Genomic DNA, 25,277 nt, shown 5'->3' with positions numbered 1-25,277 from the left:
GTATGATTCTGATTTCTAATCCTTTAAATTTACGAAATCTTAGGATTAAAAGGTATTTGAGAAATCTTAAATTCTTTATTTTCTGACAGATATATGAATTTGACAATTTTTTAAAACCTAACAGCGATTCCTTTATAATTAAGTGGTTTGGTGTTGTTTAATTTGCTGATAATCAATTTTTTGAATGTCTTTTGCGGGTGGGGAATAATAAAACTGTCGGGGTTGTTTTTTTCGCAAAAAATAAACGTACCTTTGCAGCCTTAAAAATCAGGCGTTTATATGACAGCTATTAAAAACATCGCGATTATCGCGCACGTTGACCACGGAAAGACCACGTTGGTAGATAAGATTATGTACCATTGTCAACTTTTCAGGGAAAACGAAAATACCGGAGACTTGATCCTTGATAACAATGATCTTGAAAGAGAAAGAGGGATCACAATTACTTCTAAGAACGTTTCCGTAGTTTATAAAGACACGAAAATTAATATTATCGATACTCCTGGTCACGCCGATTTTGGTGGTGAGGTTGAAAGAGTATTGAATATGGCCGACGGAGTATTGCTTCTTGTTGATGCTTTTGAAGGTCCAATGCCGCAAACTCGTTTTGTATTGCAAAAAGCCATCGATTTAGGTCTTAAGCCTTGTGTGGTGGTAAACAAAGTAGATAAAGAAAACTGTACTCCAGAAGAGGTTCATGAAAAAGTGTTCGACCTTATGTTCGAACTGGGTGCAGAAGAATGGCAGTTGGATTTTCCAACCGTTTACGGTTCAGCTAAGAATAACTGGATGAGTGACGACTGGAGAAATCAAACTGAAAATATTGAACCGTTACTTGACATGGTGATCGAGCACATTCCTTCTCCAAAGATCGAGGAAGGTACACCACAGATGTTGATCACTTCCCTTGACTTTTCATCGTTCACCGGAAGGATCGCAATTGGGCGTCTTCAACGTGGGACATTGAAAGAGGGAATGCAGGTTTCTCTTGTGAAGCGTGACGGTACTATTAAAAAGACAAAAATCAAAGAACTTCATACTTTTGAAGGTTTAGGCCGTAGAAAAGTTGAAGAAGTACAGGCAGGAGACATTTGTGCCCTGGTTGGACTTGAAGGATTTGAGATCGGGGACACGGTTGCAGATATTGAAAATCCGCAAGGATTGAAGACCATCGCGATCGATGAGCCTACAATGAGCATGTTATTCACGATCAACGATTCCCCTTTCTTTGGAAAAGACGGAAAATTCGTTACTTCCAGGCACATCAAGGATCGCCTGATGAAGGAGCTTGAAAAGAACCTTGCTCTTAGAGTAGAGGAGACCGATAGTGCCGATAAATTCATGGTCTTCGGGCGTGGGGTACTTCACTTATCTGTACTTATCGAGACCATGCGCCGTGAAGGTTATGAACTTCAGATTGGGCAGCCTCAGGTTATCATTAAAGAAATTGACGGAGTTAAATGTGAGCCTATTGAAGAGCTTACCATTGACCTTCCTGAAGATGTTTCAGGAAAAGCGGTTGAAATGGTGACTATGCGTAAAGGTGAAATGTTAAGCATGGAAGGAAAAGGAGACAGGATGACCATTCAGTTCCAGATCCCTTCTCGTGGAATCATTGGTTTACGTAACCAGTTATTGACCGCGACTGCAGGTGAAGCAATCATGGCTCACCGTTATAAAGAATATCAGCCGTTGAAAGGTGGAATTCCAGAGCGCCAAAACGGATCTTTGGTTTCTATGGAAAAAGGAAAAGCAATTCCTTATTCTATCGATAAACTTCAGGATAGAGGTAAATTCTTTGTTGATCCGGGAGAGGATATTTACGAAGGACAGGTGATTGGTGAGAACTCCCGTCAGGATGATATGGTGGTGAACATTACCAAGACCAAGAAACTTTCTAACGTACGTTCATCTGGAGCAGATGATAAGGCGAAGATCGTTCCTGCTATTAAATTCTCGTTGGAAGAGGCTTTGGAATACATCCAGAAAGACGAATATGTTGAGGTTACTCCAAACCACCTTCGTCTTAGAAAGATCTATCTTACCGAAAACGACAGAAAAAGAAATAAGACTATATAGTTTTTGAATTTTTAAAAAGCTGTCAGATAAAGAATGAAAGTTCTAAATTTGACAGCTTTTAATTTTTAGACCTTAATTATGGAAATACTTGGAATATCATACGTGGAATGGTTTGGGTACCTGGCGTCGCTTTTTGTGTTGATGTCATTCCTTATGCGAAACATTACCACCTTGAGATATGTAAATACCCTGGGCTGTATGTTCTTTGTGGTCTACGGAATACTATTGAATTCCTGGCCAATTATCATTACCAATGCCGCGATCATTCTGGTAAACTTATATTACCTGTTTATCAGCAAGAAAAACACTGCTCCGAAAGAAGCTTAGGTTTTTATCTGAAGAACAAAAAAAACCCTTTCAAAATGTATTTTTTGAAAGGGTTTTTTATTTAAAAACGTTATGCTGAATTTATTTCCGCATCTTATTGAGTAGACCCTGAAACTCCCGAAACTTCGGGACAGTGTGCCGAAAAAAAGAGATTCTTCACTTCGCGTTGCTTAGTTCAGAATGACACAGAAAACTTATTTCTACACCGTTTTTTGAACTACCTCAAATACCTTTTGCCCGTCACATTTCAGGGTTTTGGAAGGGTATTTCAGAAGTAGCGCATAGTCATGGGTAGCCATCAGAATGGTCTTACCATTTTTACTGATCTCCTGGAGTACTTCCATAACTTCAACAGATGTCTGGGGATCCAGGTTACCTGTAGGCTCATCGGCCAGGATCAATTCAGGGTCATTGAGAAGCGCCCTCGCGATGGCGATTCTTTGCTGTTCCCCTCCAGAAAGCTGGTATGGATTTTTAAATCCTTTAGTGCCCATTCCTACCTTGTTGAGAACTTCCTCGATCTTTTTGTCCATGGCAGCCTTGTCTTTCCAGCCGGTCGCTTTCAGGACAAATAAGAGATTATCTTTAACGTTGCGGTCATTCAATAGTTTGAAATCCTGGAAAACAACTCCCAGTTTCCTTCGAAGGAACGGAATATCTTTTTCTTTCAGGGTCCTGAGGTTATAATCTACAATACTGCCTTCACCTTCTGAAAGTGGAAGATCTCCGTAAAGCGTTTTCATAAAACTACTTTTTCCGGTTCCTGTTTTTCCGATCAGGTAGACGAATTCCCCTTTTTCGATCTCGATATTGACTTCAGAAAGTATGAGGCTCTCCCTTTGGTAGATGGAAGCGTCTTTGAGGTGTAACACCGTATTGGCCATGAAAAGTCGGTTTTTGTGAGGTAAAAGTAAGAAAGAGAACGTAAATATTAGGACTAGACTTATAATTCTTAAAGGATTTTTCCGCAGAAAATTGAAGGATCATTTGATAAATGCATATAATTTATCTTGGCAGATAGGCGTTATTACCAAAGAGATTCTTATATCTTTGGTATCATCAACAAAACTAAACCCTCGAATGACACATAGCAAAACTTACCTTTTTGTTGTTTTCCTTTTCCTAAGTATTTCCGTTTTTCCTCAGCAAACTGCTCTTCATACCACAGAGCTGGCAGACTATAATCGTGCACTGGAACTTTATAACGGAAGTCAGTACCTGGCCGCCCAAACCTTGTTTGATGAAGTACAGGACGAAATAGATGACGAAAGGATCAAAGCGAACTGCGCATATTATATAGCCAATGCTGCCATACGCCTTAACCAGCCGGGTGCAGATGAGCTCATGGAAGAATTTGTGGAACGGTACCCGACCAGCACCAAGACCAACGCGGCCTTCTTGGATGTGGCCGATTATTACTTTGAAACAGGGAAATATTCTCTTGCCAGAAAATGGTATGATACAGTTGACCAGGACAACCTGAGCAGGGCTGAAAAAGAACGTTTTAACTTCAATAACGGTTATTCCTATTTTAAAGGAAATAAGTTCGATGAAGCTAAAGAATACTTATCGAAGGTTAAAAACTCAAAGAAATATGGGTCTCAGGCAAAGTATTACCTCGGATTTATGGCCTATGAAGGTGATGATTATCGGGAAGCCAACGAGCTTTTTGAAGATGTAAAACAGGAGGAGCGCTACCAGGAAGACCTTTCTTACTTCCAGAGCGATATGAACTTCAAGCAAGGGAATTTTGAAAAGGCGATCCAACTCGGTTTGGAACAACTTCCGAAGGCTGACCGCAAAGATCAAAGTGAGCTGAACAAGATCATTGGGGAAAGCTATTTTAACCTGGGGCAATATGAAAAAGCGATTCCATACCTGACCGAGTATAAAGGACAGCGCGGAAGATGGAACAATACAGATTACTACCAGTTAGGCTATGCTTATTTCCAGCAGGGAGATTACGAAAAAGCCATTTCTGAGTTCAATAAAATTATAGACGGTAAAAACGCTGTTGCGCAGAATGCCTATTATCACCTGGCTCAATCTTATTTAAAGACCGATAAAAAACAGGAAGCTCTAAACGCGTTCAAAAATGCGAGTGAGATGGATTTCAATAAGGAGATCCAGGCAGATGCGGCTCTTAATTACGCGAAACTTAGTTATGAGATAGGTAATAACTATGCCAGCGTTCCCGAAGTGTTGATGAACTATTTGGAGCAATACCCGAATTCTTCTGCAAAAGAGGAGATCAATGAGTTGCTGATCAATTCCTTCATTACCACTAAAAATTATGAGGAGGCGATGAGATTGCTTCAGGGGAACCGAAATTTCCAAAACAACGTCGTTTATCAGCAGGTAGCACTTTACAGAGGGATAGAATTATTCAACGAAGGGAACTTCCGTGAGGCGAATGAATTCTTCGGAAAAGCTTTAAGCGAGAGAAGAGATCCTCGTTTCACAGCTTTAGCGACCTTCTGGAAAGCAGAGAGTGATTTCAACCTGAACAATTTCCGGGAAGCCCTTATCGGGTATAGAGAATTCAGCGGAATGAGCGGTGCAAAGAATTCAGCGGAACGAGAAAACCTGGATTACAATATCGGGTATGCCTATTTCAAGCAACGGGAATACGACCGGGCAATTGAATATTTCAAAAGATACGCCAACAATGCAGCCAACGATGACTCGAGAAGAAATGATGCTTTTGTGCGGCTGGGAGACAGTTATTTTGTGAACAGCAGCTACTGGCCGGCAATGGAAGCCTATAATTCTGCTATTTCAATGAACGGAACTCAAAACGATTATGCAGCTTTTCAAAAGGCCATTAGTTATGGGTTTGTGAACCGTAATGAGAGTAAGATCGAAGCATTAGGAGATTTCCTTAACAGGTATCCGCGTTCTTCCTATCGTGACGACGCATCTTACGAACTCGGGAACACGTATGTGGCCATGAACAATACTTCTAGGGCCATGGATGCCTATGACAGGCTGGTGAGAGAAGTTCCGGGAAGCTCCTTGGTGCCAAAAGCGCTGCTGAAGCAAGGGCTTATTTACTATAACCGGGATCAGGGAAACCAGGCTTTAGACAAAATGAAAAGAGTGGTGACGGATTATCCCAATTCTCCCGAAGCGGCACAGGCAGTTCAAACTGCCAGGTTGGTTTATATTGATCTAGGGCGAATCGACGAATATGCTGCCTGGGTGAAAAACCTGGATTTTGTCGAGATTACAGATGCTGATCTTGATAATACCACTTTTGAGGCTGCCGATAAGCAATACAGGGAAAACAATTCAGAAAAAGCGAGAGTTGCTCTTGAAAAATACATCCAATCTTTCCCGAACGGTTTACATTCTCTCGAAGCCAATTTCTACCTCGCTCAGTTATACTTCAGAGATGGGAATAAAGCTAAAAGTATCCCTCATTACAAGTTTGTGATCTACAGGGGAGGAAGTGAATTTAATGAACAGGCGCTCGCTCGTTTAGCCGAAGTATATCTTGACCAGCAAAATTATTCCGAAGCTATCCCGGTGCTGAAGCAATTAGAGACCGAAGCGGCTTATTCTCAGAATGTCATTTTTGCCCAGTCAAACTTGATGAAATCTTATTTGCAGGAAGACAGGTATTCTGAAGCTGTGAGTTACGCCGAAAAGGTACTTGCTAATCCTGCAGCTGAGAAAACTGCTAAGAATGACGCGCAGGTGATCATTGCCCGCGCTGCCATTAGAACAGGAAACGAGGCCCGGGCCCAACAAGCCTACGCCGAAGTAATGAAGTCGGCTTCGGGAGAGCTTGCCGCTGAAGCACTTTACTATGATGCTTACTTTAAACATAAGAACGGAAACTATAAAGCTTCAAACGACGCGGTGCAAAAACTTGCGAAAGAGTATTCCGGTTATAAATTGTACGGAGCAAAAGGGCTCGTATTGATGGGTAAAAACTTTGACCAGTTAGGAGATGCCTACCAGGCTACTTACATTCTGGATAATGTGATCAAGAATTTTGGTCAGTTCCCTGAAGTGGTAAAAGAAGCCAGAACAGAACTTGCCCGCATCAAAGCCAAGGAAGCCAGGACCAATGCTTCCGTAGAACCAACCAACAATTAATTCTCATAAAAAACCAAGCCTTCCCATGAAATTCAACTCATTAAGGAACAGTGCATTTATTATATCATTTCTGTTTGCAGGTATTCTGAGCGCCCAGGAGATCAAAAGTGATTCTATCGTGGTCGTAAAACCTTACACGCCAAGTGTGAGCGATGCCTTTAAGATCAAGGAGAAACCTGCCATTACAGATTCCATCAGTCTGGAAAAGAAGAACGTTACTTACAGTATTTTTTCGGTACCGGTGGCTTCTACGTTTTCTCCTGCAAAAGGTCGTGCGGCTAGTGTGGAGCGGGAGAGCCCTCAAAAAGTATATGACAACTACATCACGCTTGGCTTTGGTTCATATACCAGCGCTCTGGCTGAATTTTATAGTAACCTGGAAGTGAACAGGACCGATAACTTCGGAATATTCCTCACTCACAACTCTGCTCAGGGAGATATCGAGGATGTTGTTCTAGACGACCATTATTATGACACAGAGTTGAATCTGAACTATTCATCCCGCCAGCGAGATCTTGTATGGAATACAGATTTTGGAGTGGAGCATCAGTTGTATAACTGGTATGGAGTTTCTCCGGGGCCGGGTGAGAATTATGATTTTGATCCGCAGCACAACTTTTACAGCGTGTACGTTGGTGGGGAAGTTAACCTTGATGATTCCTTTTTCGAAAGGGCAAAAGCGAAGTATAGGTATTTTGGGGATGACTTCAATTCTACCGAACACCATTTGACCTTTAAGCCTACCATGGAATTGACTATTGGAGGGGAGCTTTTGAATACCAGTTTAATGCTTGACTATGTAAACGGATCTTTTGACCGCGATCTTTTCGTTGAAGACGGAATAAATTACGGTTATCTGAATGCCGGAATTTCATCTGGCTTATTGATCCTTAGAGATGATCTGACACTGAATCTGGGAGCTGCGATCTATTATGGGCTTGACACTGAGAATAGTGATGGTTCTGTATATGTATATCCGCAGGTTACGGCCAGTTACAGAATGGCAGGAGACTATTTTATTGCCTATGCCGGACTTGAAGGTGGATTGAAACAAAATACTTATTATAATTTTGCGAAGGAGAATCCATTCGTGTCCCCAACTTTGGCCATAGCTCCAACAGATCAACAGTATGATGCATACCTTGGCGCTAAGGGGAAATTATCTAATAGTGTGAGTTTTAATCTTAAGGGAAATCTTATTTCCGAAGATATGAAACATATGTTCGTGGCTAATCCTCCTGTTGCCGGTGCCAATCAGGAGCCATACGCCAACGTAAACTCCTTTGGAGTTGTCTACGATAAAGTGAAAACAGTTTCAGCGTTTGGGGAACTCAGCTTTGATGTGAACAGCAGTTTTAACCTTCGAGTGAACGGAGAGTATTTTGTATATGATACTGATGTTCAATCTGAAGTTTGGAACCTGCCTAATTTTAAGGCAAACCTTCTGGCTGATTACCAGATTACCAAAAACTGGTTTGCGGGCGCGAACTTCTTCTTGATAGGGGAAAGAAAGGATGTCGAGTATCAGAATGATATCTTCAGTCCCGAAGAAAATATTACCACTCTTGACAGTTATTTTGACATGAACTTAAATCTTGGATATCGCTTCAATGACAGGCTTTCGATCTTTGCTAAAGGAAAGAACCTGCTGGGTGATAATTATGAAAAATGGAAAAATTACCCGGTTTACGGGCTTCAGGTTATGGCGGGAGCAACCTATAAATTCGACTTCGGAAGATAAGAGTTGAAAAAGAGATTTTTAAAAAGCCGGACTCTATGAGTTCGGTTTTTTTGTGCCGTAAGTCTAACGTTAATTATTTCTTAACAATTACATAACATTGAATTTAAATCAAAATTTAGGCTAAGTAGGTATTTTTGCAGTTCTATAAAAAATCAGAAATAAAAACTATTTTACAAGCTTATATTGTAAGCGATTTAAACTCTCTACAAGAAAATGGCAAAAAAGAAATTTACACGTGTAAAAAGGGACAGGCCTTATTTGAATATCCTGGACTTTATGGTGCAGGAAAAGACGTTCCTGTTTATTGTAATAATAGGCCTTGCCTTGGCGGGAGTTATGGCAGGAAGTCAGACAGGAATGTGGCTTGGTTTCTTTTTTGCGGCCTATGCAACAGTAGCCAATGACAGTATTCAGTCATTGGGAACATTTATTGAGAGTAATAAAGACAAACAATGGTGGAAACTTTGGTTGTTCATTGGAGGGATATTCCTTCTCACAGTTACTTTTAGCTGGGTTTATTTTGATGGGGACGTTACCTATCAAAGACTTTTAAGCCCTGACGGGACTACTAAATATCCGCATCCTGAAACCTTTAGTTTCTTCCAGATCATCGCACCTTTAGTACTGCTTATTCTTACCAGGATGAGAATGCCTGTGTCGACCACTTTCCTTATTTTAAGTGTGTTCAGTGCAAATACTTCGGGGATCACTTCGGTAGTTTGGAAGAGTTGGACGGGATATATCATGGCGTTTGTACTATCCTTCCTGGTTTGGTACTTCTCCTATAACCTTATCAAGAAATACTTTAAAAGCCGAAAGTTCAATAAGAGCTGGAATATCGTTCAATGGGTTGTTTCAGGTACACTTTGGGGTGTATGGGTAATGCAGGATGGTGCGAACATCGCGGTTTTCTTACCAAGACAACTTGATGTATTCCAATTCTCGATCTTCGCCTTAACCATTTTTGCAGGTCTTGGTTTGTTATTTTACCTGAGGGGAGATAAGATCCAGGAAGTAGTAAGTGAGAAAGCAAGAATTTCAGACGTAAGAGCTGCAACTCTTGTAGATGCCACCTATGTGATCCTGTTAATATACAAGTTATTCATCAGTACCGTTCCAATGAGTACCACCTGGGTTTTCCTAGGGATAATTGGAGGGCGTGAAATCGCTATAAGTCTTGCCAGAACCAAGAAAGGTAAGAAGCACCGCAAGAAAGCAGGAAAAATGATCTTCAGAGATTTCTCTGCAGCCATGACCGGTCTTTTCATTTCGGTTGCCCTTGCAGCTGGTGCCAACGAAGAAATACGTACTGTGATTATCGATGCCCTGACAAGCTGGTAAACAGTATAAATTTTAATAAAAGTCAAATGCGCTCTTTTTTTAAGGGCGCATTTTTTATTTTTACCTAATTCAAGTTTTAATTATGAAAAAAATACTCTTTGTTTCCCTTTTCTTCGGAATGCTCGCGTCATGTGAAAAAAAGGAAGAAGTTGACCTGTTAGTGGTTAACGCTAGAATATACACAGTTGATTCAGATTTTTCCAAAGCGGAAGCTTTTGCGGTACATGACGGTAAGTTCGTTGAGATAGGTATTTCGAAAGATTTATCGAAAAAATATAAAGCCAAAGAAAAAATTGATGCCCAGGGAAAAACAGTATTTCCGGGATTCATTGATGCCCACGCTCATTTCTACGGACTTGGAATGCAGTTGCAGCATGTTGATCTTACTGAAACTAATAGCTTTGAAGAAGTAGTCAAAAGAATAACCGATTTTCAAAAGGAAAAGAAAGTTGATTTCATCGTAGGCAGAGGATGGGATCAGAATGACTGGGAGGAAAAGGAATTTCCCGTAAAAGATACTTTGGACATTCTTTTTCCTGATACTCCGGTGGCAATCACCCGTATTGATGGTCATGCATTGCTGGCTAACCAGGCGGCTCTAAATGCCGCAGGTATTACTTTCGAAACTCCTGCGGAAGGTGGAGAGATCGAAAAGAAGAACGGCAAACTAACGGGGATCCTTATCGATAATCCAATGATGCTTGTTGAAAATGCGATTCCGAAAGCAGGAAAACAGACAGAAGCTACCGCTTTACTGGATGCTCAAAAAATGGCTTTTCAGTATGGTCTTACTACGATAAATGACGCCGGACTGGATAGAAGCACCATCGAATTGATCGATAGTCTTCAGCAGAAAGGGGATCTTAAGATGAGGATCTACGCGATGATCAGCAATACTCCTGAAAATCTAGATTATTACCTGGATAAAGAACCTTATAAAACAGACAGGCTGAACGTTCGTTCGGTAAAATTCTATGCTGACGGAGCCTTAGGTTCTCGTGGCGCGGCTTTAAAAGAGCCTTATTCAGACAAGCACAATCACTTTGGAGCCTTATTATCTTCGGTAGATGATTTTAAAAGGACCGCAGAGCGTATCGCTAATTCAGAATATCAAATGAATACTCACGCCATAGGAGACTCTGCCAATTATGTGGTTTTAAAGACCTATGATTCTTTGATGGGGAAAGAAGGAGATCGTCGTTGGAAAGTGGAGCATTCCCAGGTGATCGACCAGGAAGATTTCGGTTACTTCAGCAAGAATATTATTCCTTCTGTACAACCTACCCATGCTACCAGTGATATGTACTGGGCCAAGGACAGGCTGGGGGAGGAACGTGAAAAAGGCGCTTACGCTTATAAGCAATTACTGGATCAAGCCGGAATAATCGCCTTAGGAACAGATTTTCCGGTGGAAAAAGTAAGTCCGTTTTTGACCTTTTACGCTTCCGTTGCAAGAAAGGACACGAAAGACTATCCCGAAGGAGGATATATGAAAGAGCAGGCGTTGAGTAGGGAGGAGACCTTAAAAGGGATGACCATCTGGGCGGCCTATAGTAATTTTGAAGAAGATGAAAAGGGTAGCATTGAACCCGGAAAATTTGCTGATTTTGTTATTCTCGAACAGGATATCATGGAGATCCCGGAGAATGAAATTCCTAATATAAAAGTGAATTCAACTTATTTAGGAGGAGAAAAGGTGTTTTAAAGGCCTTTTTTGGGGAGTAACGGAAAGGCCGTTGGAAAAGTGATCTTATGGCGTCACTCTGAATTTATTTCAGAGTCTATTGATTTGAATCTTAAAACCAGGAAGAACCTGAAACCAGTTCAGGTTGACGTAATTTTCGCTCCTCTGGCAGGCTTTTTTATTTTCCACCATTCGCTATAAGATCTCGATGACAGTGCTCATCAAAATCGAGGCTTCCGGTAGCGGACTGGTTTCCGAAATCCTGTAAAGCGGCCATTAAGCAACTTTCAACATCGCAATGCGCTTTATTCTCCGGATCCTGGTCTTCATGAAGGGTTTGGGCGGGAGTTCCGTTATTTACAAGGCCAAAGAGGTGCCCGAATTCATGCTTGATGGTGGTGGCCTGGATCTCATCACTTGAAACGGTGCCAAGGCTGGAGGCCAATTCCCTGATCTCTTTTTGAAAGATCACCATAGAAGTGTTTCTGTAAGCTTTGCCCAGGATCACGTTTTCCCCGGTTGAGGAATCACTTTTATTATCGGCGATGAAAATAAAAGTGCTGAGTTTATTTCCTGAAGTGAAGACAGTACGCTGTTCCTCCTCAACATTCCTGATTTCAGAAAGGGAATATGTGCCTGCTCCCGGTGCGGCAATAGCTCTCGTTTTGATGGAGACTCCGCCGGGTTTGTTCAGGTATTTTTTCAGAAATGTTTCCAGGGTGGAAATGGAATTTTGAGAAGGCTCATAACCGGTCACATATACCATCTCGACCTCTAAAGAAGTGTAACTCTCATCACTCAGGAAAGACCTCGCAGAAACCCCTAAAGGACGATCATCTGGTGCTACTTCCTCTTCTGTTGAACAGGAAACAACCAGTAAAAAGAACACGCTAAGTAGGGAAAGTATCTGAGATTTTATTTTCATCAGGTGCTTAAGATTTTTTTAAAGTTAAACGGGCCAGGTAGTCATAATGTTCCCCTTTCTTCACCAGTTCACAATTAAATCCATTCTTGGCCGAAGCTAAATATAATGAATCAAAATCAAGGTACAGCCAATCAAAGGTTTTTGAAGTTTCCCCTTTATAACTCAAAGAGTAGGTAAGTTCCCCATAATACCCATGCGCGGCATCTACCCAAACTCCGCCGTCTTCATCGGTGTCAAATAGGTAAACCAGGTCTGAAGAATCTATTAAAACCTGCCCTTCCGGATTCAGCAGGGATCTTAATTTTTTAAAGAAGGCATCCAGATTTCTCATTTTACCCACTATTCCGGTGCCGTTCATAAGCATAAGAATGGTGTCATATTTTTCTTCGGAAAGATCTTCAAAAGCGAGTTTTCTGGCGTCTGTGATCCCACGCTTTTTACATATTTCTATCGCTCCTTCGGAAGTATCGATGGCCGTAACTGCTAGCTTTTTTTCTTTCTGAAGGTAAAGTACATGGCTTCCGGCGCCGCAACCAACATCCAAAACCCGACCTTTAGCTAATGTCAGAGCCTTTTTTTCCAAAGGAGGCATTTCTTTATAGCTTCTGAATAAATAAGGTACAGGGATGACATCGTCATCAAAGTCGGGAGAGTGCACTGTGATATCCTCCTCGTCTCCCGATTCAAAATAGGCTTTTATGGCTTTTCCGAAGATATCGGGATCATTTTTTTCGTTGTTCAAGCTTGTGTTCTTTTTATCTTTGCAACATGCAGGAAGAAATAAATGGGCTCCCGCAAAGGGCCAAAGATAAGCATAAGGAGAATAAAAAGTTTTTTTCTAAGCTTAAAAAGAAGCCTCCCAGGCATTTAGATCAGCAAATGCAAGAGATTCACGATGAGGAGTTTGAGCGAACAGACTGCCTTAAATGCGCGAATTGCTGTAAAACCACGGGTCCGCTTTTCACTAATAAGGACATTGAGCGCATTTCAAAATTTCTTAAACTGAAGCCTCAGCAATTCATTGACCAGTATCTAAGGATAGATGAAGAGAATGATTACGTATTACAGGAAGTGCCCTGTACTTTTCTTGATGCGGAGAACTACTGTATGATCTATGATGTTCGTCCAAAGGCCTGCAGTGAATTCCCTCATACCAATCGAAAAGACTTCCATAAAATAAGTAATCTCACCATGAAAAATGTCGCGATCTGTCCCGCAGCTTTCAATATAGTGGAGGAGATGAAGAAACGGTTGCCTTAAAGTTTCAAGTTGCAAGTTGCTTGTTGCATGTTGTAAGTTCTTGTTGTACTTTACAGTAAAACCAAAAGTAATGGCTAAATCGTACAGGGATCTCGAAATTTATACTTCTTCTCTTCAACTTTTCTACCAACTTCATCCTTTGAGCCTTCAGTTGCCTAAATATGAATTATATAAGTTAGGTAGTCAAGTCCGAAGATCTTCTGACTCAATCGTAACTAATATTGTCGAAGGATATGGTAGAAAGAAATATAAAGCAGATTTTTTAAAGTTTCTTATTTATGCGCATTCAAGCAGTGATGAAACGATTTGTCATTTAGAAAAGCTAAATTATTTGTATCCTGAAATTATGCAAGATCATAAGACCTTAAAATCAGATTACGAAATACTAGGTTCCAAGATCCTGGCATTTATTAGGTATGTAGAAAACTCCTAGAGAACTTGATATAACCTGCAACTTGCAACCTGGAACCCACTCATTTTAACCTTTTAAGGATACGACAAATACTTTTGCCTAACGATCTTGAACCTCTCTAATCCCGGTTTCCATATTTCTCTGATCTCTTCAGACGTCAAACCTTCTTCGATCTGGGTTTGCAACTTGGTAGTTCCTGCTAATTTTGTAAAGAAACTGTTGAAGAATACCTTTTGGTCTGAAGTGTTTTGAAAGGCATTTATCAGCCATTCCAGGTTGATCTTACTCAATTTTGGATGTTGAGTAAGGTCTTTTCCAAAGCATTCTTCACCTAAATGCTTAGGTGATTTCGCACCCTCATTAGATTTAGGTGTATAAATGAAGGCGTATTTTTCGGCAGGTAAATATGGAGATCCGAAAACCTGGAATTGTTTGCTGGTTCCTCTTCCGGCATTGACATTGGTGCCTTCAAAAAAGCAAAGGCTGGGATATAAATTGATCGCCTGTGCGTTGGGTAGGTTGGGAGAAGGCTTTACCGGGAGGTCATACGATCTTGAGTGATCATAATTTTCCATTTCAATAATGGTAAGATCAGCCTGGATTCCGTTTTTCAGCCATTTTTCACCGTTCACCATTTTAGCATATTCCCCAATGGTCATCCCGTGAACCACAGGAACGGTATGCATGCCCACAAAACTCTTATGATCTGGCTCGAGGATTGGTCCGTCAATATAATGTCCGTTCGGATTCGGTCTGTCAAAAACGAGTACCGGGATATTATTTTCGGCAGCGGCCTCCATCACGTAGTGAAGGGTAGAAATGTAGGTGTAGAATCGCGCGCCTACATCCTGGATGTCAAAAATGAGAATATCAAGGTCCTTTAATTGTTCGGCTGATGGTTTCTTGTTGTCTCCATATAAAGAGATGATGGGTAGTCCGGTTTTGGGATCCTTTCCGTCTTTAACGACTTCCCCGGCATCTGCGGTTCCTCTGAAACCATGCTCGGGTGCAAAAACGGTTTTCAGGTCAACCTCAAAACCAAGCAGGAAATCTACCAGGTGCATAGGTTGTCCTTCAGCAGGAATGATACTGGTTTGATTTCCGACGAACCCTACTTTTTTACCTTTAAAAAGGGGTAGATATTCGCCTACTCTTTCGGCGCCCATTACGATTCGGGCCTGCTGTACAGAAACGGAATCCTGTACTGTTTCTTTGTTGTTCTCTTTTTCCGCGGAAGTGTTTCCGCAAGCGGTGATGCTGACAAGTACGAATAAAAATGTACTTTTGAAAAATCTTAAAATCATAAGCGACTCTTGAATCTTGAATTTTTTATAGCCAGGCGCCTGATAAGTGCGAAGCAACACAAAAGTAGCATTTCGGCTCCTATAATAAAAATTGCCATTGTGGCAATTGCTATTGGGGTTATCATGATGCTGGTGGCCTTCGCGACCGGAATTGGTTTACAGCAGAAGATTCGGGAAAAAATGTCGGCTTTTACCGGTCATATCACCATTTCCAACTACGATAATAACAATTCCCAGGTTTCCCTGAAGCCTATTTCTCTGGATCAGGATTTTTATCCCGAATTCACTTCGGTTGAGGGAATTTCTCACGTGCAGGCTACCGCATATAAAGGAGGGGTGATACGGACGGCTTCAGATTTTGAAGGTATTATCATAAAAGGTGTTGGCACCGATTATAAATGGGACTACTTTAAAGACTTTCTGATAGAGGGTGAGTTGCCCGAATATTCAGATGGGCTGAATGAGCAGGTGCTTATTTCAGAATATATCGCCAGACGTTTGGGCTTCAAAGTAGGGGATAAGGTGGTTACGTACTTTTTGAGAGAAGACAGCCGCAAAACTCCATTATTGCGTGCCTTTGAAGTAACAGGAATTTACAGTTCGGGTTTTCAGGAGTTTGATGAGCTCTATATGATCGCAGATATCAGACATATTCAACGATTGAATAAATGGGAGAAAAATGAAGTAGGGAACTTTGAGGTCTTCCTGGAGGATTTTAGTGAACTTGACGAAAAGGGCAGGCAGATCTATGAGAATACCGGTTCCTTCCTTGATACACGAACTATAAAGCAGAAATATTTTTCCATTTTTGAATGGTTATCCCTTTTCGATTTCAATATCGCTCTTATTATCGGGATCATGATCCTGGTGGCAGGTATCAATATGATTACCGCTTTACTGGTATTGATCCTGGAACGCACCCAAATGATAGGCATCCTGAAAGCTTTAGGGAGTAATGACTGGAGTATTCGGAAGATCTTCCTTTACAATGCGGGATACCTTATACTTTTAGGTCTCTTTTGGGGTAACCTGATTGGATTAGGATTGCTCTTCGCTCAAAAATATCTGGAGCTTATTCCTCTTAACCCTCAAACTTACTATGTGACCGAAGCTCCTGTCTACATTGGCTGGGAATATATCGTAGGAGTTAATGTTGGTACATTGATACTATGTATGCTGATGCTGCTGGTACCGTCCTTCATCATCACGCGTATTACGCCCGTCAAAGCCATGAAATTTGATTAGGATTTACCTTTTTTGAAAGTAATGTGCTTCAGCTTTTTGCGACCTATTTTAAAACCTGCTTTTTTTGTTACCTTTGCAGCCGCAAAAATTTTGTTATGGAATACGCTGAAAATATCTTAGGTACCATCGGGAACACCCCTTTAGTGAAGATCAATAAACTTGCTGAAGAGATCGATGCCTTGGTACTTGCTAAATATGAAACCTTCAATCCCGGAAACTCGGTTAAAGACCGTATGGCGGTTAAAATGATCGAGGATGCTGAGGCTGCCGGACTGTTGAAACCGGGTGGAACTATTATAGAAGGTACTTCCGGAAATACTGGAATGGGCCTAGCCCTTGTCGCCATTGTAAAAGGTTACAAAATGGTCTGTGTGATGGCCGATAAACAATCCAAAGAAAAGGTCGATATTCTTAGAGCTGTTGGGAGCGAGGTCATAGTTTGCCCTACAGATGTAGAGCCTGACGATCCAAGGTCTTATTATTCTACTTCTAAAAGACTGGCAGAAGAAACTCCGAATTCCTGGTACGTAAATCAATATGATAACCTTTCAAACCGAAAGGCTCACTATGAAACTACCGGGCCTGAGATCTGGAAACAGACCGATGGAAAAATCACTCATTTCGTAGTAGGTGTTGGTACCGGCGGAACTATTTCCGGAGTTGGAAAATATTTAAAAGAACAAAACCCGAACATCAAAGTTTGGGGGATTGATACCTATGGTTCGGTTTTTAAAAAATACCACGAGACCGGGGAATTTGATGAAAAAGAGATCTACCCTTATGTTACAGAAGGTATTGGAGAAGATATACTTCCGAAGAATGTGGATTTCGACATTATTGACGGATTTACCAAAGTGACCGATAAGGATGCTGCGATCTACACTCAAAGACTGGCGAAGGAAGAAGGAATGTTCCTTGGGAACAGTGCAGGAGCAGCTATGAAAGGTTTACTTCAACTGAAGGAACATTTCAAAAAAGATGATGTTGTAGTCGTTTTATTCCATGACCACGGAAGCCGTTACGTTGGAAAAATGTTCAACGATGACTGGATGCGTGAAAAAGGATATATTGAATAATTAAGATTGAGGAGTCCGGGTTTAGGACTCTATGCACATAGAAAGCTGCCTTGCCAAAGGTGGCTTTTTTTATTCGTTTTGCTGAATTTTTTTTGGCGCATCAGTTTGTTGGGCCAGCCAGAAGATAAAAGCGCCTGTAAAATATAGAAATATATCCACAACATCATAGGTGTACCTTTCTGTTATCCGGGGCAGGTAAAATTCAAAATAAACAGCATATAATGCGGCCAGGGAAAAGGCTGAAAAAAGATTGATCTTAAGGTTTTTATCTGGATTCATTTTCCGGATAATATAATGACATATACTTAAAACTATAGGCATACACAACAGGTCGTTCAAATGCGAGGAGAAAAATGCCGGTAGCTGTACAGGGAGCCGCAGAAGAAGCAGATTCAGAAGAAATATTCCGAAAGAAAGCCAAAATAATAGATTGATTCTTTTCATATCAGGAACAGAGCTGTAATAAATGCCAGTGCACCTCCAATGATCATAACCGCCAGCCATACATTAAACCCAACCTTTCTAAGGCCCTTTATGAATTTACTTTCCTTTTTTAAAGGAGTCTGTTGTTGTTGCTTTATAGCTTTTTTCTCCTCTGGTGCCCGTTCGGAAGGTTCCATAGTTATTAAATTTTTAGTAAGATAAAATTTTCACCTCAATCATACTGTCATCCCAGCCTGTTTAACCCGGGATTAAGATATAATCATTTACCTGTATGCGGTAAAAGTACTAAAGGAGGTTGGCTATTGCTTAAGAAAATATATTTTAGTGATTCTAAAAATTCAGATTATGAAGAGAATTCTATTACCAATTTTATTATCTGTGCTGTTATTTGGCTGCAAAGAGAATTCCCCTGAAAATATGAATGAAGAGCATGAAAGCTCTTTAAGTTACCTTGCCCTGGGAGATTCTTATACCATAGGGGAAAGTGTGGAACCTGAAATGCGTTGGCCGGTTCAGTTGGTGGACAGCCTGCGTGATCGGGAAATAAATGTGAACTATCCGGTCATCATCGCAAAAACAGGATGGACTACAGGTGACTTGTTGGGGGCAATGGACCAGAAACTGGATCAGGAAAAATTTGATCTTGTTTCGGTTTTGATCGGTGTTAATAACCAATATCAGGGAAAATCAATTGAAGCATACGAAGCCGATCTCCACGAGATCTTTCAACAGGCCATTAATCACTCTAAAAGGGGGAAAGACGGTGTTTTTGTAGTGAGTATCCCAGATTATGGAGCGACTCCTTACGGTGAGCCTCGAGCCGAGGAAATTGGTCGTGAAATAGCGGAATTCAATTCGGTTTTTGAGCAGGTAGCCCGGAAATATGAAATTGACTTTTACAATATTACTCCCATCTCGGAAAAAGGTTTAGAAGAAAAAAATCTGGTGGCTTCAGATGATCTTCATCCCAGCGGGGATATGTACAGTCTGTGGGTAGAAGAATTTGTGGATGAGGTTTTAGCCAAGGCTGCTGCCGGGAGTTGACTTTTTTATCAATAAATAGCTGTAATTCAGCATCATAAGGATAAATGTTTTATTTTTATTTGATGCAGGAGGACTACTTACACTATTTATGGAAATTTCAGAAATGGAAGAATATTTCTTTGACCACCTCTGAAGGTTTTCCCATAACTATTCTTAATACCGGAACTCATAATTTTTTGTCCGGCCCTGATTTTTTTAATTCCCGTATTGTAATAGGTAAGCAGCAATGGGCCGGAAATGTGGAGATCCATATCAGAGCTTCAGACTGGTACAGGCATGCACACCATGAAGATCCCGCCTATGACAGCGTGATCCTTCACGTAGTGTGGGAACATGATTCTGAAGTGTACCGGAAAAATGATACCGTAATTCCGGTACTGGAGCTTAAGAATTTTGTTCAGAAAGATGCTCTCGTACGGTATGAGGATCTGCTTGCAAAAGATCAAAAATGGATAAACTGCGAGCGGGATTTCCCTTCTATAGATGATTTTGTGATTGAGAACTGGCTGGAGCGTCTCTATGTAGAACGGCTTGAAAAGAAATCGGCTGTGATCGAAGAGCTGTTGAATAGATCATCGGGAGACTGGGAAGAAGTTCTTTTTAAAATGCTGGCCAAAAACTTCGGGTTGAATATAAACGGGGATGCTTTTTTAAGTACTGCCGACTCCATTCCATTTTCCGTTGTTAGGAAATGCATGAAAGAAAGAACCGGTTTCGAGGCGATACTTTTTGGGCAATCAGGTTTGCTGGAAGATGGACATGAAGAACCATATTTTCACTCTCTGCGGCGGAAATACGAATTCCTTCAGAATAAATTCAGTCTGAAAAAAGCTGAAATTCCAGTAAAATATTTCAGGTTACGGCCAGATAATTTTCCCGAAATACGTTTTTCTCAGCTGGCAGGAATTTATGAGAGTAGGTCTGGACTCTTTTCAGACATTAATGAAGCTGAAGAAATAGATGAGTTAAGGAATATTCTCAAGACGGAAGCCAGTGAATTCTGGAAGACACATTATACTTTTGCGAAACCGCATTCTGAAAGACGGAAGCCTGTCAGTACCGCATTTACTGACCTTCTGATCATTAATACCATTATTCCGTTAAAATTTTTGTACTATAAGAAAGTGGGTGTGGCTGATAAAGAAGAGGTCATGCTTGGTATAATGCGCAAATTGAAAGTAGAATCTAATGTGGTGGTCAATGGTTTTAACTCGATTAGGCCGAAAACAGGAATTACAGCCCTGCATTCCCAGGCGCTTTTACGACTAAAAAAGGAGTATTGTGATAACAACCGGTGCCTTCATTGCAGTCTGGGATTAAAAATTTTAAAAGAACAACCTCGAATTTAATATCTTTGTGACATGCAGCAGATGGTAAACCAGATACGGAGCTACTTTGAGAGACATGGATTCTATGTTTCCTCAAGGTTCGCAGATAAATTAGGAATGCGGGCCAAAAATGTCCGTCTTTTCTTTATTTACCTGTCCTTCGCTACTTTTGGTTTTGGTTTTGCCGTATATCTTACCCTTGCATTTCTTTTAAAATTTAAGGATATGATCTATGCAAAAAGAACATCCGTATTTGATTTGTGACGCTTCTGCGGAATCGGTCAAATCTGCTTATTACCTGAGATGGATTAACGTTTTCTTTGCAATTTAACTCAGGAAAATTTGAAAACGTTAATTTTTTTAGCATCTTGCTTCGCCGAAAAAAATCCTTAATTAAATTTTTAATTAGATCTTATGAGAAAGTACTTGCTTTCATTTTTATTTTCCATTTCAGTTTTCAGTTTGTATGCGCAAGAGCTAACAGTTGATGCTGAGGTTGAAAATCCATCAAAAGTAATTAATAACGGTTTTGTAGAATTGAATGTTGAAGGGGGAACACCACCTTATACTTACAAGTGGTCCAGTCAATCTACTCCTTTAGATTCTCCAAGATCTGAAGGTCTGGTAGAGGGGGTGCCTTATTCTGTGACAGTTACTGATGCTGCTGGCAATTCTGTGACTAAAGAATATACTGTGCCGGCTCAAGCTATCACAGAGCACTTTAACGGAACATTTGCTCCAATTGTTGAGAGCATGGGGAGCGTTCTCTTTTGGGATCCTTTTTCGGCCTTAGGGATCTATGATCCTGTAGTATATGCAGACCTTAAGAGAGTGCCTGCACCTCGCTGGTCAGCTACTGTAGATGCAAAATTCGTATTGAAAGAATGGCTGATAGCAGAAGGAGCCCAGGTGAAAGAAGGAGATGCTATCGCTGTTGTTGCTATGGATGGTGAAGATGCTACGGCATACGCCAACGCTAACGGGACACTGTCGTATTTGGTGCCTGAAGGAGGCGTGATCTATAACTCAGAAAACAAAGAGCACATTATCGAGCAGGGAGCTCAATACCTTGCTGCAATTAAATATGATGAGCCGATTGCGTTGTTGCACCCTAACGGAGACCCTCAAACAAAGGATATTCCGTTCATCGTGGTTTGGCTTGTGTTTGGAGCTTTATTCTTTACTTTAAGAATGGGCTTTATCAATATACGCGGATTTAAACACTCATTAAATCTTGCACGTGGAAAATATGACGATCCCGATGCGCCGGGGCAGGTGACCCACTTCCAGGCTCTTGCTACAGCTGTATCAGGAACCGTAGGTCTTGGAAACATTGCCGGGGTTGCTGTTGCTGTCTCTTTAGGAGGAGCGGGAGCTACTTTCTGGATGATCATTGCCGGTCTTTTAGGAATGTCCTCAAAATTTGTCGAATGTACCTTAGGTGTTAAATATCGTTTTATCAATAGTGAAGGGCGTGTATTTGGTGGGCCAATGAACTACCTTAGATATGGTCTTGAAAGAAGAAATATGAACGGCCTTGGAAAAGTGCTGGCTGTATTCTTCGCAATCCTTGCTATTGGAGCCTCTTTTGGTGGAGGTAACATGTTCCAGGCTAACCAGTCTTTCGTGATCCTTGCAGGTCAGTTTCCAATTCTTGAAGGAAACGGATTTATCTTCGGATTGATCGTTGCTGTAGTAGTTGGTATCGTGATTATTGGAGGGATTTCCAGTATCGCGAAAGTGACAGAAAAGATCGTTCCTTTCATGGCGGCGGTATATGTCTTGGGAGCCCTTACCGTGATTGGGGTAAACATTGAAAATATTGGTCCTGCTTTTTCAGCGATCATCGACGGAGCTTTTAGCCCGAGTGCCTTGAAAGGTGGTGTGATAGGAGTGTTGATTGTAGGATTCCAAAGAGCGGCATTCTCGAATGAGGCCGGGGTTGGATCTGCTGCGATCGCTCACTCCGCTGCAAAGACCAATAATCCTCCGTCTGAAGGATTTGTATCTCTTCTTGAACCATTTATTGATACGGTTGTAGTGTGTACACTTACTGCATTAGTACTGATCTTTACCGGAATGCACGAAGTAGAAGGAATAGGAGGAGTTGAATTGACATCTAGCGCCTTTGGTAGTGTGATCTCCTGGTTCCCATATGTTCTGGCAACCGCAGTATTCCTGTTCGCTTTCTCTACAATGATCTCATGGTCTTACTATGGAATGAGGGCCTGGACCTATTTATTCGGAAAAAGCCGAAGAACAGAGCTTGTCTACAAGTCTTTCTTCCTGGTATTTGTAGTGATTGGAGCTTCTGTAAGTTTAGGGGCTGTACTGGATTTCTCAGATATGATGATCCTTGCCATGTCATTCCCTAACATTATTGGACTTTATATCATGTCTGGTGAAGTGAAAAATGATCTCAACGAATATCTTCGTAAATTGAAAGACGGTGAGCTTTTTCACAAACCTGAAAAGAAAAAAGTGAAGAAGGCCTCTTAAGCTTTTAAAATGAAAAATATCAAATCCCATTTTGTTTTCAATCGAAGTCAACAAAATGGGATTTTTCTTTTGGTGCTAATTATAATAGTGTTGCAACTCGTCTATTTTTTCTATCCTTTTTCTTCGGAAGTAGTAGAGGGTCGCGAGCAGCAAAAAGTAGTTGAGGAATTACAGCGGAGCGTTGATTCTCTAAAATCAATTGCTGCGGAAAAAGGCACTTTTGAGCTGCAACCTTTTAACCCGAATCTGATCTCTGATTATAAAGGATATACCCTTGGCATGTCTGTGGAGGAAATTGACAGGCTTCTTGCATTTCGGGAAAAAGGTCTTTGGGTTAATTCTTCGGAAGAGTTCCGGGAGGTCACAGGGGTTTCAGATTCACTTCTGAAGAAAATAGCGCCTTATTTCAAATTTCCGGAATGGAAGAAAAAGGAGATCTCAAATAAAGACATTCCAAAAAACACCCTTTCGACACCTAGGAAAAAACAAGATCTAAATGCAGCTTCCACCGAAGAACTTCAGGTAATAAATGGTATTGGAGAAAAGCTTTCAGAAAGGATCGTGAAGTATCGTTCCAAAATTGGTGGTTTCCGAAGTTCTCTTCAGCTTGAAGATGTATATGGGTTGTCTCCTGAAGTAATTGAAAGATTGAACAGGGCTTTTGAAGTAAGATCAATTCCGCAGGAGAAATTATCTTTAAACTCCATAACAGTACTGGATCTCTCAGAAATACCCTATTTCAACTATGAGCTCGCAAGGAGCATTATAACCTACCGCCAAAACCGGGGAACGATCTCAAGTTTCGAAGAATTGGAGCATATAAAAGGCTTTCCGGTTGATAAAATAGAGAGAATTAAATTATATTTGGCAATCGACTAAGGCCCTGGTGCCTTATCCCCCGTAAATTTTTCAGATAATACGATTATTACAACATTTATGAATAGCAGATATTTTACAGAAGAACATGAATTATTCAGAAAAAGCTTTCAGGAGTTTTTACAAAAGGAGGTAGTCCCGCATATTGAAAAGTGGGAAAAGACCGGAACAATCGAGCGTTTTATCTGGAAGAAATTCGGTGAAATGGGATATTTCGGATTGAATTACCCAGAGCAGTATGGAGGTATGGGATTAGATATTTTCTACACGGTGATCTTTTTGGAAGAGCTTCAGAAAATAAATTCGGGAGGCTTTGCGGCCGCCATGTGGGCGCACGCGTATTTAGCCATGACCCATGTGAATGCTGAAGGGAGTGAAGAGATCAAGCAAAAATATCTTACCGCCAGTATTGAAGGTGAAAAAATTGGATGCCTCTGTATTTCTGAACCTTTTGGAGGGTCTGATGTAGCCGGTATGAAAACTACAGCGGTAAAAAAAGGTGATAAATATGTGATCAATGGTTCCAAGACCTTTATAACAAACGGAGTTTATTCAGATTATTTGGTGGTTGCCGCCAAAACCAATCCGGAGCTTCATAATAAAGGGATGAGTATTTTCATAGTTGACAGGGATACTCCGGGAATTTCGGCTACTAAGCTTGATAAACTGGGCTGGAGAGCTTCAGATACCGCAGAGATCGCTTTTGATAATGTTGAAATCCCTGCAGATCATCTTATGGGGGAAGAAGGAAAAGGTTTTCCTTATATTATGCAGCATTTCGCGTCTGAAAGATTGATCATGGGGATCAATGCTCATGCGCGGGCAGCATATGCGCTGGATTATACCTTGAAATATATGAGTGAGCGGGTGGCTTTTGGAAAAACGATTGACCAGTTCCAGGCCTTGAGACATGGGATTGCTGAAATGGCCAGTGAAGTTGAAATGAACAGGGAATTCAATTACTCCATCGCCGAACGTCTTGGGAAAGGAGAATATGTTGTGAAGGAGGCTAGTATGTCTAAGATGCTGTCTACTAAAATGGCAGATGAGGTCATATACAAATGTCTTCAGTATCTTGGAGGTTACGGTTATATGGAAGACTATCCATTGGCGCGACTTTCCAGAGACAGCAGGTTAGGGCCAATTGGAGGAGGAACTTCAGAGATCCTGAAGGAAGTAATTGCCAAGATGGTGATTGATAAAAAGGAATATAAGCCGGCCGCCAAATAAGCGGGTTTCTACCGGAAACAAAAAATATTTGAAATAAAACTAAATAAGATTGCGGGATTGTAGAAATGGACTATCTTTGCAACTTAAATTTCTAAAGAAAGGAGGTGTCACTATGTTAATTATACCAGTTAAAGACGGAGAGAATATTGATAGAGCGCTGAAGCGTTTCAAGCGTAAATTTGATCGTACAGGAACTATGCGTCAGTTAAGAAGTCGTCAGCATTTCACAAAGCCGTCGGTAGAACGTAGGGCTCAAGTCCAAAAAGCTGAATACATTCAGCATCTAAGAGATCAGGAAGAGATCTAGTATCTATTCCTAAGCCTGAGTTCTTAGGTATACAAATAAATAACTGTTGGT

23 protein-coding genes are annotated in these 25,277 nt (G+C 41.0%); 17 read left to right on the top strand and 6 right to left on the bottom strand.

Annotated elements, in window-relative coordinates; all coding sequences use genetic code 11:
• Positions 1–279: 279 nt before the first annotated feature.
• Together typA and ACFQ1G_RS05620 are read left to right on the top strand one after the other, a co-directional pair.
• Positions 280–2,079, top strand: a complete 1,800-nt coding sequence (typA, locus tag ACFQ1G_RS05625; protein WP_380737431.1) for a translational GTPase TypA — start codon at positions 280–282, stop codon at positions 2,077–2,079.
• 78 nt (positions 2,080–2,157) lie between these two features.
• On the top strand, positions 2,158–2,406 hold the full coding sequence (locus ACFQ1G_RS05620; protein WP_380737429.1) for a uroporphyrinogen decarboxylase: 249 nt from the start codon (positions 2,158–2,160) through the stop codon (positions 2,404–2,406).
• A gap of 200 nt (positions 2,407–2,606) precedes the next feature.
• On the opposite strand, the gene ACFQ1G_RS05615 is transcribed toward ACFQ1G_RS05620, so the two are convergent.
• Entirely contained in the window at positions 2,607–3,290 is a 684-nt protein-coding gene (locus tag ACFQ1G_RS05615; protein WP_380737428.1) for a cell division ATP-binding protein FtsE, read from the bottom strand.
• Between the two features lie 196 nt (positions 3,291–3,486).
• On the opposite strand from ACFQ1G_RS05615, the gene ACFQ1G_RS05610 reads away from it, so the two are divergent.
• The 4 genes from ACFQ1G_RS05610 (at position 3,487) to ACFQ1G_RS05595 (ending at position 11,297) form a co-directional block, all read left to right on the top strand.
• Complete coding sequence (locus ACFQ1G_RS05610; protein WP_380737426.1) at positions 3,487–6,510, top strand: tetratricopeptide repeat protein; 3,024 nt, start codon at positions 3,487–3,489, stop codon at positions 6,508–6,510.
• A gap of 25 nt (positions 6,511–6,535) precedes the next feature.
• Positions 6,536–8,251, top strand: a complete 1,716-nt coding sequence (locus tag ACFQ1G_RS05605) for a TonB-dependent receptor domain-containing protein (protein ID WP_380737424.1) — start codon at positions 6,536–6,538, stop codon at positions 8,249–8,251.
• A 213-nt stretch (positions 8,252–8,464) separates the two neighbouring features.
• The gene (locus ACFQ1G_RS05600; protein ID WP_380737422.1) at positions 8,465–9,592 is read left to right on the top strand and encodes a hypothetical protein; all 1,128 of its coding nucleotides are present in this window, start codon (positions 8,465–8,467) and stop codon (positions 9,590–9,592) included.
• An 82-nt stretch (positions 9,593–9,674) separates the two neighbouring features.
• Positions 9,675–11,297: an amidohydrolase gene (locus ACFQ1G_RS05595; protein ID WP_380737420.1), complete on the top strand. Its 1,623-nt coding sequence runs from the start codon at positions 9,675–9,677 to the stop codon at positions 11,295–11,297.
• A gap of 157 nt (positions 11,298–11,454) precedes the next feature.
• Here ACFQ1G_RS05595 and ACFQ1G_RS05590 read toward each other — a convergent pair whose 3' ends face one another.
• Complete coding sequence (locus ACFQ1G_RS05590) at positions 11,455–12,201, bottom strand: hypothetical protein (protein WP_380737418.1); 747 nt, start codon at positions 12,199–12,201, stop codon at positions 11,455–11,457.
• A 7-nt stretch (positions 12,202–12,208) separates the two neighbouring features.
• The gene (locus ACFQ1G_RS05585; RefSeq protein WP_380737416.1) at positions 12,209–12,943 is read right to left on the bottom strand and encodes a class I SAM-dependent methyltransferase; all 735 of its coding nucleotides are present in this window, start codon (positions 12,941–12,943) and stop codon (positions 12,209–12,211) included.
• A gap of 26 nt (positions 12,944–12,969) precedes the next feature.
• On the opposite strand from ACFQ1G_RS05585, the gene ACFQ1G_RS05580 reads away from it, so the two are divergent.
• Together ACFQ1G_RS05580 and ACFQ1G_RS05575 are read left to right on the top strand one after the other, a co-directional pair.
• Positions 12,970–13,461 carry a YkgJ family cysteine cluster protein gene (locus tag ACFQ1G_RS05580; RefSeq protein WP_380737414.1) on the top strand — a complete coding sequence of 164 codons (492 nt, stop codon included), beginning with the start codon at positions 12,970–12,972 and terminating at the stop codon, positions 13,459–13,461.
• A gap of 70 nt (positions 13,462–13,531) precedes the next feature.
• Complete coding sequence (locus ACFQ1G_RS05575; protein WP_380737412.1) at positions 13,532–13,894, top strand: four helix bundle protein; 363 nt, start codon at positions 13,532–13,534, stop codon at positions 13,892–13,894.
• Positions 13,895–13,947: 53 nt separating this feature from the next.
• Here the strand turns inward: ACFQ1G_RS05575 and ACFQ1G_RS05570 are convergent, their stop codons facing one another.
• Positions 13,948–15,177, bottom strand: a complete 1,230-nt coding sequence (locus tag ACFQ1G_RS05570; protein WP_380737410.1) for an exo-beta-N-acetylmuramidase NamZ family protein — start codon at positions 15,175–15,177, stop codon at positions 13,948–13,950.
• A gap of 9 nt (positions 15,178–15,186) precedes the next feature.
• Between ACFQ1G_RS05570 and ACFQ1G_RS05565 the strand changes: the two genes are divergently transcribed.
• Both ACFQ1G_RS05565 and ACFQ1G_RS05560 read left to right on the top strand, forming a co-directional pair.
• A complete protein-coding gene (locus ACFQ1G_RS05565) occupies positions 15,187–16,422 on the top strand; it encodes an ABC transporter permease (RefSeq protein ID WP_380737408.1) in 1,236 nt (411 codons plus the stop codon).
• Positions 16,423–16,517: 95 nt separating this feature from the next.
• On the top strand, positions 16,518–17,498 hold the full coding sequence (locus ACFQ1G_RS05560) for a PLP-dependent cysteine synthase family protein (protein ID WP_380737406.1): 981 nt from the start codon (positions 16,518–16,520) through the stop codon (positions 17,496–17,498).
• Between the two features lie 69 nt (positions 17,499–17,567).
• Here ACFQ1G_RS05560 and ACFQ1G_RS05555 read toward each other — a convergent pair whose 3' ends face one another.
• Both ACFQ1G_RS05555 and ACFQ1G_RS05550 read right to left on the bottom strand, forming a co-directional pair.
• Positions 17,568–17,942, bottom strand: a complete 375-nt coding sequence (locus tag ACFQ1G_RS05555; RefSeq protein WP_380737405.1) for a hypothetical protein — start codon at positions 17,940–17,942, stop codon at positions 17,568–17,570.
• Positions 17,939–18,118, bottom strand: coding sequence for a hypothetical protein (locus tag ACFQ1G_RS05550; protein WP_380737403.1), 180 nt, complete (start codon positions 18,116–18,118; stop codon positions 17,939–17,941). The genes ACFQ1G_RS05555 and ACFQ1G_RS05550 overlap by 4 nt, the downstream gene beginning before the upstream one ends.
• 169 nt (positions 18,119–18,287) lie before the next feature.
• Between ACFQ1G_RS05550 and ACFQ1G_RS05545 the strand changes: the two genes are divergently transcribed.
• The 7 genes from ACFQ1G_RS05545 (at position 18,288) to rpsU (ending at position 25,226) form a co-directional block, all read left to right on the top strand.
• On the top strand, positions 18,288–18,986 hold the full coding sequence (locus tag ACFQ1G_RS05545) for an SGNH/GDSL hydrolase family protein (RefSeq protein ID WP_380737401.1): 699 nt from the start codon (positions 18,288–18,290) through the stop codon (positions 18,984–18,986).
• Between the two features lie 62 nt (positions 18,987–19,048).
• Positions 19,049–20,335: a DUF2851 family protein gene (locus ACFQ1G_RS05540; protein ID WP_380737399.1), complete on the top strand. Its 1,287-nt coding sequence runs from the start codon at positions 19,049–19,051 to the stop codon at positions 20,333–20,335.
• 12 nt (positions 20,336–20,347) lie between these two features.
• Positions 20,348–20,578 (top strand): PspC domain-containing protein, encoded by a 231-nt coding sequence (locus ACFQ1G_RS05535; protein WP_380737397.1) that lies wholly within the window; start codon positions 20,348–20,350, stop codon positions 20,576–20,578.
• A 150-nt stretch (positions 20,579–20,728) separates the two neighbouring features.
• Complete coding sequence (locus ACFQ1G_RS05530; RefSeq protein ID WP_380737395.1) at positions 20,729–22,813, top strand: amino acid carrier protein; 2,085 nt, start codon at positions 20,729–20,731, stop codon at positions 22,811–22,813.
• A gap of 9 nt (positions 22,814–22,822) precedes the next feature.
• Complete coding sequence (locus ACFQ1G_RS05525) at positions 22,823–23,692, top strand: ComEA family DNA-binding protein (RefSeq protein ID WP_380737393.1); 870 nt, start codon at positions 22,823–22,825, stop codon at positions 23,690–23,692.
• Between the two features lie 57 nt (positions 23,693–23,749).
• Positions 23,750–24,919: an acyl-CoA dehydrogenase family protein gene (locus ACFQ1G_RS05520; RefSeq protein ID WP_380737391.1), complete on the top strand. Its 1,170-nt coding sequence runs from the start codon at positions 23,750–23,752 to the stop codon at positions 24,917–24,919.
• A gap of 112 nt (positions 24,920–25,031) precedes the next feature.
• Entirely contained in the window at positions 25,032–25,226 is a 195-nt protein-coding gene (rpsU, locus tag ACFQ1G_RS05515; RefSeq protein ID WP_380737390.1) for a 30S ribosomal protein S21, read from the top strand.
• The last annotated feature ends 51 nt before the right edge of the window (positions 25,227–25,277 follow it).

It is taken from the genome of Salinimicrobium gaetbulicola (assembly GCF_042676025.1).
Taxonomy (GTDB): Bacteria; Bacteroidota; Bacteroidia; order Flavobacteriales; family Flavobacteriaceae; genus Salinimicrobium; species Salinimicrobium gaetbulicola.
This window is presented reverse-complemented; position numbering and strand designations above follow the sequence as displayed.

What these genes read in the sequence shown, in the direction of transcription:
- ACFQ1G_RS05600 (WP_380737422.1), top strand. Translation starts at nt 8,465, where the DNA reads ATGGCAAAAAAGAAATTTACACGTGTAAAAAGGGACAGGCCTTATTTG.
- ACFQ1G_RS05550 (WP_380737403.1), bottom strand. Translation starts at nt 18,118, where the DNA reads ATGGAACCTTCCGAACGGGCACCAGAGGAGAAAAAAGCTATAAAGCAA.
- ACFQ1G_RS05545 (WP_380737401.1), top strand. Translation starts at nt 18,288, where the DNA reads ATGAAGAGAATTCTATTACCAATTTTATTATCTGTGCTGTTATTTGGC.
- ACFQ1G_RS05520 (WP_380737391.1), top strand. Translation starts at nt 23,750, where the DNA reads ATGAATAGCAGATATTTTACAGAAGAACATGAATTATTCAGAAAAAGC.
- ACFQ1G_RS05605 (WP_380737424.1), top strand. Translation starts at nt 6,536, where the DNA reads ATGAAATTCAACTCATTAAGGAACAGTGCATTTATTATATCATTTCTG.
- ACFQ1G_RS05570 (WP_380737410.1), bottom strand. Translation starts at nt 15,177, where the DNA reads ATGATTTTAAGATTTTTCAAAAGTACATTTTTATTCGTACTTGTCAGC.
- ACFQ1G_RS05575 (WP_380737412.1), top strand. Translation starts at nt 13,532, where the DNA reads ATGGCTAAATCGTACAGGGATCTCGAAATTTATACTTCTTCTCTTCAA.
- ACFQ1G_RS05590 (WP_380737418.1), bottom strand. Translation starts at nt 12,201, where the DNA reads ATGAAAATAAAATCTCAGATACTTTCCCTACTTAGCGTGTTCTTTTTA.
- ACFQ1G_RS05555 (WP_380737405.1), bottom strand. Translation starts at nt 17,942, where the DNA reads ATGAAAAGAATCAATCTATTATTTTGGCTTTCTTTCGGAATATTTCTT.
- ACFQ1G_RS05620 (WP_380737429.1), top strand. Translation starts at nt 2,158, where the DNA reads ATGGAAATACTTGGAATATCATACGTGGAATGGTTTGGGTACCTGGCG.
- ACFQ1G_RS05615 (WP_380737428.1), bottom strand. Translation starts at nt 3,290, where the DNA reads ATGGCCAATACGGTGTTACACCTCAAAGACGCTTCCATCTACCAAAGG.
- ACFQ1G_RS05595 (WP_380737420.1), top strand. Translation starts at nt 9,675, where the DNA reads ATGAAAAAAATACTCTTTGTTTCCCTTTTCTTCGGAATGCTCGCGTCA.
- ACFQ1G_RS05525 (WP_380737393.1), top strand. Translation starts at nt 22,823, where the DNA reads ATGAAAAATATCAAATCCCATTTTGTTTTCAATCGAAGTCAACAAAAT.
- ACFQ1G_RS05560 (WP_380737406.1), top strand. Translation starts at nt 16,518, where the DNA reads ATGGAATACGCTGAAAATATCTTAGGTACCATCGGGAACACCCCTTTA.
- ACFQ1G_RS05610 (WP_380737426.1), top strand. Translation starts at nt 3,487, where the DNA reads ATGACACATAGCAAAACTTACCTTTTTGTTGTTTTCCTTTTCCTAAGT.
- ACFQ1G_RS05535 (WP_380737397.1), top strand. Translation starts at nt 20,348, where the DNA reads ATGCAGCAGATGGTAAACCAGATACGGAGCTACTTTGAGAGACATGGA.
- rpsU (WP_380737390.1), top strand. Translation starts at nt 25,032, where the DNA reads ATGTTAATTATACCAGTTAAAGACGGAGAGAATATTGATAGAGCGCTG.
- typA (WP_380737431.1), top strand. Translation starts at nt 280, where the DNA reads ATGACAGCTATTAAAAACATCGCGATTATCGCGCACGTTGACCACGGA.
- ACFQ1G_RS05580 (WP_380737414.1), top strand. Translation starts at nt 12,970, where the DNA reads ATGCAGGAAGAAATAAATGGGCTCCCGCAAAGGGCCAAAGATAAGCAT.
- ACFQ1G_RS05540 (WP_380737399.1), top strand. Translation starts at nt 19,049, where the DNA reads ATGCAGGAGGACTACTTACACTATTTATGGAAATTTCAGAAATGGAAG.
- ACFQ1G_RS05530 (WP_380737395.1), top strand. Translation starts at nt 20,729, where the DNA reads ATGAGAAAGTACTTGCTTTCATTTTTATTTTCCATTTCAGTTTTCAGT.